Raw genomic sequence first — 6,148 nt, 5'->3', positions numbered from 1 at the left:
GCTCCCCGTACTGCCTGCGATGCCGGCCAGCGGCCGGCACTACCCCGATGCCGGCCAGCGGCCGATACCACCGTTACTTCAGGGTGGCCAGTGCCTGCCCCAACTGAACCGCATGCTCGGCATCCAGGTGTGGCGCGAACTCGGCCACCCCCGGCGGCAGCAGCACGATCACGGTGGAGCCGTAGTTGAAGCGCGCCATCTCCGCGAAGCGCTCCAGGGTGATGCCCTTGCCGCGGTAATCCTTGCGCGTGATCGTATCGCCGTAGGCCGGAATCTCCTCGCCGCCCCACACCGTCTCCACGCCGGAGACCAGCAGCGCGCCGACCATCACCGAGACCATCGGGCCGAAGTCCGTATCGAAGTGACAGACCAGGCGTTCGTTGCGGGCGAACAACCCCGGCACCCTGTTCACCGCGGCCGGGCCGACGCTGAACAACCGCCCCGGCACGTGCACGGTCTCGCGCAGCGTGCCGGTCCACGGCATGTGCACGCGGTGGTAATCCTTCGGCGACAGATACACCGTCGCGAACAGGCCGTGGTGGAAGACCTCGGCATCCTTGGCATCGCCCAGCAGCTCGGCGGCGGTGAAGGACTGGCCCTTGGCCTGGAAGATGCGGCCGTCCTCGATCTTGCCCAGCTGGCTGATCCGGCCATCGGCCGGCATCACCAGCGTGCGCGGATCGGCGTCGGCCACGCGCGCGCCCGGCTTCAGCGCCCGGGTGAAGAACTGGTTGAAGGTCGGGTAGCTGCGCGGGTCCGGGTTGGCGGCTTCGGCCAGATTCACGCCGAACTTGGCGGTGACCGTATCGATCAGCCAGCGCGAGACCCGCGGGTTGCTGGAGTACGCCAGTCTGCGCGCCATGGACGACAGCAGGCGATGGGGCAGGGCGTAGCTCAGCGTGGTCATCAAACTCATGGGGCGGATTTCTCGGTCAGCAGTTGCAGGTCGCGGGCAATGGCCTGCGCTTGGAAAGGAGGGCGGATCAGACCGGCCAGGCGGCCTTCCGGGTCCAGCACGGCCAGGCTGGCCGAGTGTTCGAGGGTGTAATCCTCGGGGTTCTCGTCGAAGTGCTTGCCCGGCACCTTCTGGAACACAAAGCCCAGCGAGGTGGCGAAACGCTCCAGCGAGGGCACATCGGCCGTCGCGGCCAGGGTGTCCTTATGGAACGCATGCACGTACTCGCCCAGCCGTGCCGGCGTATCGCGCTCGGGATCGACCGAAATGAAGACCAGCCGCGGGCGCAGCGTCTCGGGCAGGGCTTCCCACTGTTTCTGGGCCTGGGCCAGATCGGCCAGCGTGGTCGGGCACACATCCGGGCAGAAGGTGAAGCCCAGGAACACCAGGGTCCAGTGGCCCTTCAGCTCACCCGGAATCAGGCGGGTGCCATCGGACTGACCCAGGTTGAAATCGGGCAGCGGACGCGGCTGCGGATAGAACGTGATCGATTCGGTGGCAGGGCGGTCACCGCTTGGCTTGGGCGCGAAGACCTTCTGTGCCACGACCAGGCCCAGCCCGGCGGCCAGGGCGATCAGCAGGATGATGCCGACATTGCGATTGAACATAAGGGCCCCGTCCCGGAAGTGGCCACCATGATAGAGGGAGCCACGCCGGATTGTCGGGAGGGGCGTCGGCACGCCAGCCCACGGACTGGCAACCGCCGCATTGGCTTCTGTCTTGATCCTCGCCGTGGCCCGGGCTCCGGCTCGTTTCGACTGCAACGGATGCCCCGGCCCGCCCCAGCGCCTATAATCGGGGGCCACATTGCCTGTTGCCCCGCCATGACCGCCGAAACGGCCGCCGAACTCCACACGATCATCGACCTGATCCGCTACGGCACCAGCCGTTTCAACGCCGCCGGGCTGACCTTCGGGCACAGCTACGACAATGCCCTGGACGAAGCCACCCAGCTCGTCCTGCACAGCCTGCACCTCCCGCATGACCTCGGCCCGGCCTACGGCCAGGCCCGCCTGCTGCAGGACGAAAAGGTCCGCGTGCTGGAGCTGTTCCAGCGCCGCATCGACGAGCGCATCCCGGCTGCCTACCTCACCGGTGAGGCCTGGTTCGCCGGCCTGAGCTTCAAGAGCGACAGGCGTGCCCTGGTGCCGCGCTCCCCGATCGCCGAACTGATCGAGTGCGGCTTCGAGCCGTGGCTGGCCGGCCGCGATGTCCATCGCGCCCTCGACCTGTGCACCGGCTCGGGCTGCATCGCCATCGCCATGGGCCACTACTACCCCAACTGGGAAGTGGACGGCGTCGACCTCAGCGACGAAGCACTCTCGCTGGCCGAAGAGAACAAGGAACGTCTGCAGACGTCCAACGTCACCCTGCTCAAGTCCGACCTGTTCAACGGCCTGACCGGCCGTCACTACGACCTGATCGTCACCAATCCCCCGTACGTCACCAACGACGAGACCGATGCCCTGCCGCGGGAATATGCCTACGAGCCGGAGATGGGCCTGCGTGCCGGCGACGACGGCCTGGACCTGGTGCTGAAGATCCTGCGCGATGCCCCGCTGCACCTGAGCGAGGATGGCCTGCTGATCTGTGAAGTGGGTGAGTCCGAGCAGCACCTGTACAAGCTGCTGCCGGAAGTGGATTTCCGCTGGGTCGAGTTCAAGGTCGGCCAGATGGGCATCTTCGCCGTGGAGTGCCGCGAACTGATCGCGCACAGCGCCCGCATCACCGAACTGGCAGCGCAGCGGCCGTGAGTTCCAACAGCTTCGGCAAACTGCTGACCGTCACCACCTTCGGCGAATCGCACGGTCCGGCGATCGGCTGCGTGGTGGACGGCTGTCCGCCGGGGCTGGAGATCAGCGCCGACGAATTCGCCCATGATCTGCAGCGGCGGGCGACCGGCAAGAGCCGGCACACCTCCGCGCGGCGTGAAGCCGATGAGATCGAGATCCTGTCCGGGGTGTACGAAGGCCGTACCACCGGCACCCCGATCGGGCTGCTGATCCGCAATACGGACCAGCGCAGCAAGGATTACACCAACATCGCCCAGCAGTTCCGTCCGGGCCATGCCGACTACAGCTACTGGCAGAAGTACGGCATCCGCGATCCGCGCGGTGGCGGTCGTTCCTCCGCGCGCGAAACCACCATGCGCGTCGCTGCCGGCGTGATCGCCAAGAAGTGGCTGCTGCAGCGGCATGGCGTCACCGTGCGTGGCTATCTCTCGCAGTTGGGCGAGATCACCCCGACCGGGTTCGACTGGTCGGCGGTGGAAGACAATCCGTTCTTCTGGCCGGTCGCCGATCAGGTGCCCGCGCTGGAGAGCTACATGGATGCGCTGCGCAAGTCCGGCGATTCGGTCGGTGCGCGGGTCAACGTGGTGGCTGACGGCGTACCGCCGGGCTGGGGCGAGCCGATCTACGGCAAGCTCGATGGCGATCTGGCGGCCGCGCTGATGAGCATCAATGCAGTCAAGGGCGTGGAGATCGGCGACGGCTTTGCCAGCGCCGCGCAGAAGGGCACCGAACACCGTGACCTGCTCACCCCGCAGGGGTTTGCCAGCAACCATGCCGGCGGCATCCTCGGTGGCATCTCCACCGGCCAGCAGGTCACCGCCTCGATCGTGCTCAAGCCGACCTCCAGCCTGCGCCTGCCCGGTGCCACGGTGGACGCCAGCGGTGCCTCGGTCGAGGTGATCACCACCGGCCGTCACGATCCGTGCGTGGGCATCCGCGCCACTCCGATCGCCGAGGCGATGATGGCGCTGGTGCTGATGGACCAGGCGCTGCGCCACCGCGCCCAGTGCGGCGATGTCGGCGAGATCACGCCGCGTATTCCGGGCACGATCGATGGCTGATCGGCGCCCCAAGGTCTGGGTCAGCCAGCCCCTGTTCGACGATGTCGTCGAACAGCTCGGGCAGCATTTCGACCTGACCATGACCGGCGACGTCACCCGCTATACGCCGCAGAAACTGGCCGAACAGCTGGCCCACGTCGACGGCGCGCTGATCACCCTCAACGAACGGATCGGTGCGGCCGAGATCGCCAACGCGCCCCAGCTGCGCGCGATCGCCAACGTCGGTGTGGGCTACAACAACCTGGATATCGACGCGCTCAGCGCCGCCGGTATCCTGGCCAGCAATACCCCGGATGTGTTGACCGAAACCACGGCCGACCTCGGCTTCGCGCTGCTGATGGCCACCGCGCGCCGCATCACCGAATCCGAGCGCTGGCTGCGTGACGGGCAGTGGGGGCAATGGTCGTTCCAGACCATGCTCGGTGCGGACATCCACGGCAGCACGCTGGGCATCCTCGGCATGGGCCGCATCGGTCAGGGCATCGCCCGCCGCGGCGCACACGGCTTCGGCATGCGCGTGCTGTACCACAACCGTTCGCAGCTGCCCGAGGCCACCGAGGCCGAGGTTGGCGCGCAGTATGTGGATCTGGATACGCTGCTGGCGCAGGCCGATCACCTCGTGCTCGTGCTGCCTTACAACGCCGCCTCGCACCACATCATCGATGCCGATGCACTGGCGAAGATGAAGCCGACCGCCACGCTGATCAACATCGCCCGCGGCGGTATCGTGGATGAGCTGGCGCTCGCCGATGCCCTGGCCAACGGGCGCCTGGCCGCGGCCGGGCTGGATGTGTTCGAAGGTGAGCCGACGGTGCGCCCGGAACTGCTCGCCCTGCACAACATCGTGCTGACCCCGCATATCGGCAGCGCCAGCCAGGCCACCCGCCGGGCGATGGTGCAGCTGGCCGTGGACAACCTGACCGCCGCACTGGGGCAGGGCCCGGATGCCGGCCACCCGCCAAGCGCGATCAACGCCGACGCTGTCGCTGCCGTGAAAACCGGCGGTGCGACCGTGGGCCGCAAAAAAATCGACGACGCAAAACGATAGGGAACCGCGCTGGCCAACAGGCGAGGTTCCCGAACCGGTAGGTACCGACCGATGGTCGGCACATATCTCCAAGGCACGGCAGGTACCGATCGTTGGTCGGTACACATCCCCAACGCACGTTACGTATCGGCCACGGGTCGGTACACCCAACAGAGGTTCTCATGAGCAATCCAGATCGTCGTTTCCACGTCGCCGTCGTCGGTGCCACCGGTGCTGTCGGCGAAACCATGCTGGCCATCCTGGCCGAGCGCAACTTCCCGATCGCCACGCTGAGCCTGCTCGCGTCCTCGCGTTCGGCCGGTGGCGAGATCGAGTACCAGGGCGAGAAGATCAAGGTCCAGGACCTGAGCACCTTCGATCCGAACGGCGTGGACATCGCGCTGTTCTCCGCCGGTGGCAGTGTCTCCAAGGAGTTCGGCCCCAAGTTCGCGGCCGCCGGTGCGGTGGTGATCGACAACTCCTCGGCCTTCCGTTACGACGATGACGTGCCGCTGGTTGTCTCCGAAGTGAACCCGGAAGCGCTCAAGAACCGCCCGCGCGGCATCATCGCCAACCCGAACTGCTCGACCATGCAGATGCTGGTCGCACTCGCGCCGCTGCACCGCCAGTACGGCATCGAGCGCATCAACGTGGCCACCTACCAGTCGGTGTCCGGCGGCGGTCGCTCGGCGCTGGAAGAACTCGGCAAGCAGACCGGCCAGCTGCTCAGCTTCCAGGAAATCGATCCGCAGCGCTTCCCGGTGCAGATCGCGTTCAACCTGATCCCGCACATCGATGATTTCCAGGACAACGGCTTCACCAAGGAAGAAATGAAGCTGGTCTGGGAAACCCGCAAGATCCTCGGCGATGACAGCATCCTGGTGAACCCGACCGCCGTGCGCGTGCCCGTGTTCTATGGCCACTCCGAAGCGGTCACCATCGAAACCCGCGACAAGGTCACCCCGGATGCCGCGCGTGAGCTGTTGTCACGTTCGCCGGGCGTGGAAGTGGTCGACAAGCATGAAGCGGGTGGCTATCCGACGCCGGTCACCCATGCCTCAGGTACCGATGCGGTGTACGTCGGCCGCATCCGCGAGGATCTGTCCCACCCGCGCGGCCTGAACCTGTGGATCGTCTCGGACAACATCCGCAAGGGCGCTGCCCTCAATGCCGTGCAGCTGGCCGAACTGGTCGCCGCCGAAGGCTGATCGCGTGGTGGGGGGGGGGGGGGGGGGGGGGGCCGCCCACCCCCCCACCACAAAAACAAGGAACCCGGGGGGAGGGGGAGGTGGGGGCCGAAAGAAACCGCGAA

At 66.8% G+C, this 6,148-nt stretch carries 6 protein-coding genes; 4 read left to right on the top strand and 2 right to left on the bottom strand.

The genetic code is table 11. The features are described from left to right. Window positions 1-73: 73 nt before the first annotated feature. Complete coding sequence (gene asd, locus ABE483_RS18865; protein ID WP_121038477.1) at window positions 74-916, bottom strand: archaetidylserine decarboxylase; 843 nt, start codon at window positions 914-916, stop codon at window positions 74-76. Further along, on the bottom strand, window positions 913-1,563 hold the full coding sequence (locus tag ABE483_RS18860; protein ID WP_265308475.1) for an SCO family protein: 651 nt from the start codon (window positions 1,561-1,563) through the stop codon (window positions 913-915). Before ABE483_RS18860 ends, asd begins: the two co-directional genes overlap by 4 nt. 216 nt (window positions 1,564-1,779) lie before the next feature. Here ABE483_RS18860 and prmB point away from each other — a divergent pair, with 216 nt between their 5' ends. The 4 genes from prmB to ABE483_RS18840 all read left to right on the top strand — a co-directional run bounded on the left by prmB (window position 1,780) and on the right by ABE483_RS18840 (window position 6,044). Beyond that, complete coding sequence (gene prmB / locus ABE483_RS18855) at window positions 1,780-2,709, top strand: 50S ribosomal protein L3 N(5)-glutamine methyltransferase (protein WP_313208948.1); 930 nt, start codon at window positions 1,780-1,782, stop codon at window positions 2,707-2,709. Continuing rightward, on the top strand, window positions 2,706-3,809 hold the full coding sequence (gene aroC, locus ABE483_RS18850) for a chorismate synthase (protein WP_070425600.1): 1,104 nt from the start codon (window positions 2,706-2,708) through the stop codon (window positions 3,807-3,809). The genes prmB and aroC overlap by 4 nt, the downstream gene beginning before the upstream one ends. Next, the gene (locus ABE483_RS18845) at window positions 3,802-4,857 is read left to right on the top strand and encodes a D-glycerate dehydrogenase (RefSeq protein WP_346482185.1); all 1,056 of its coding nucleotides are present in this window, start codon (window positions 3,802-3,804) and stop codon (window positions 4,855-4,857) included. The genes aroC and ABE483_RS18845 overlap by 8 nt, the downstream gene beginning before the upstream one ends. A gap of 161 nt (window positions 4,858-5,018) precedes the next feature. Further along, window positions 5,019-6,044, top strand: coding sequence for an aspartate-semialdehyde dehydrogenase (locus ABE483_RS18840; protein ID WP_102788063.1), 1,026 nt, complete (start codon window positions 5,019-5,021; stop codon window positions 6,042-6,044). Window positions 6,045-6,148 lie beyond the last annotated feature (104 nt).

This window comes from Stenotrophomonas sp. TWI602, from assembly GCF_039674045.1.
Lineage (GTDB): Bacteria > Pseudomonadota > Gammaproteobacteria > Xanthomonadales > Xanthomonadaceae > Stenotrophomonas.
The sequence above is the reverse complement of the archived record's forward strand: the minus strand, read 5'-3'. Positions and strand labels throughout refer to the sequence as shown.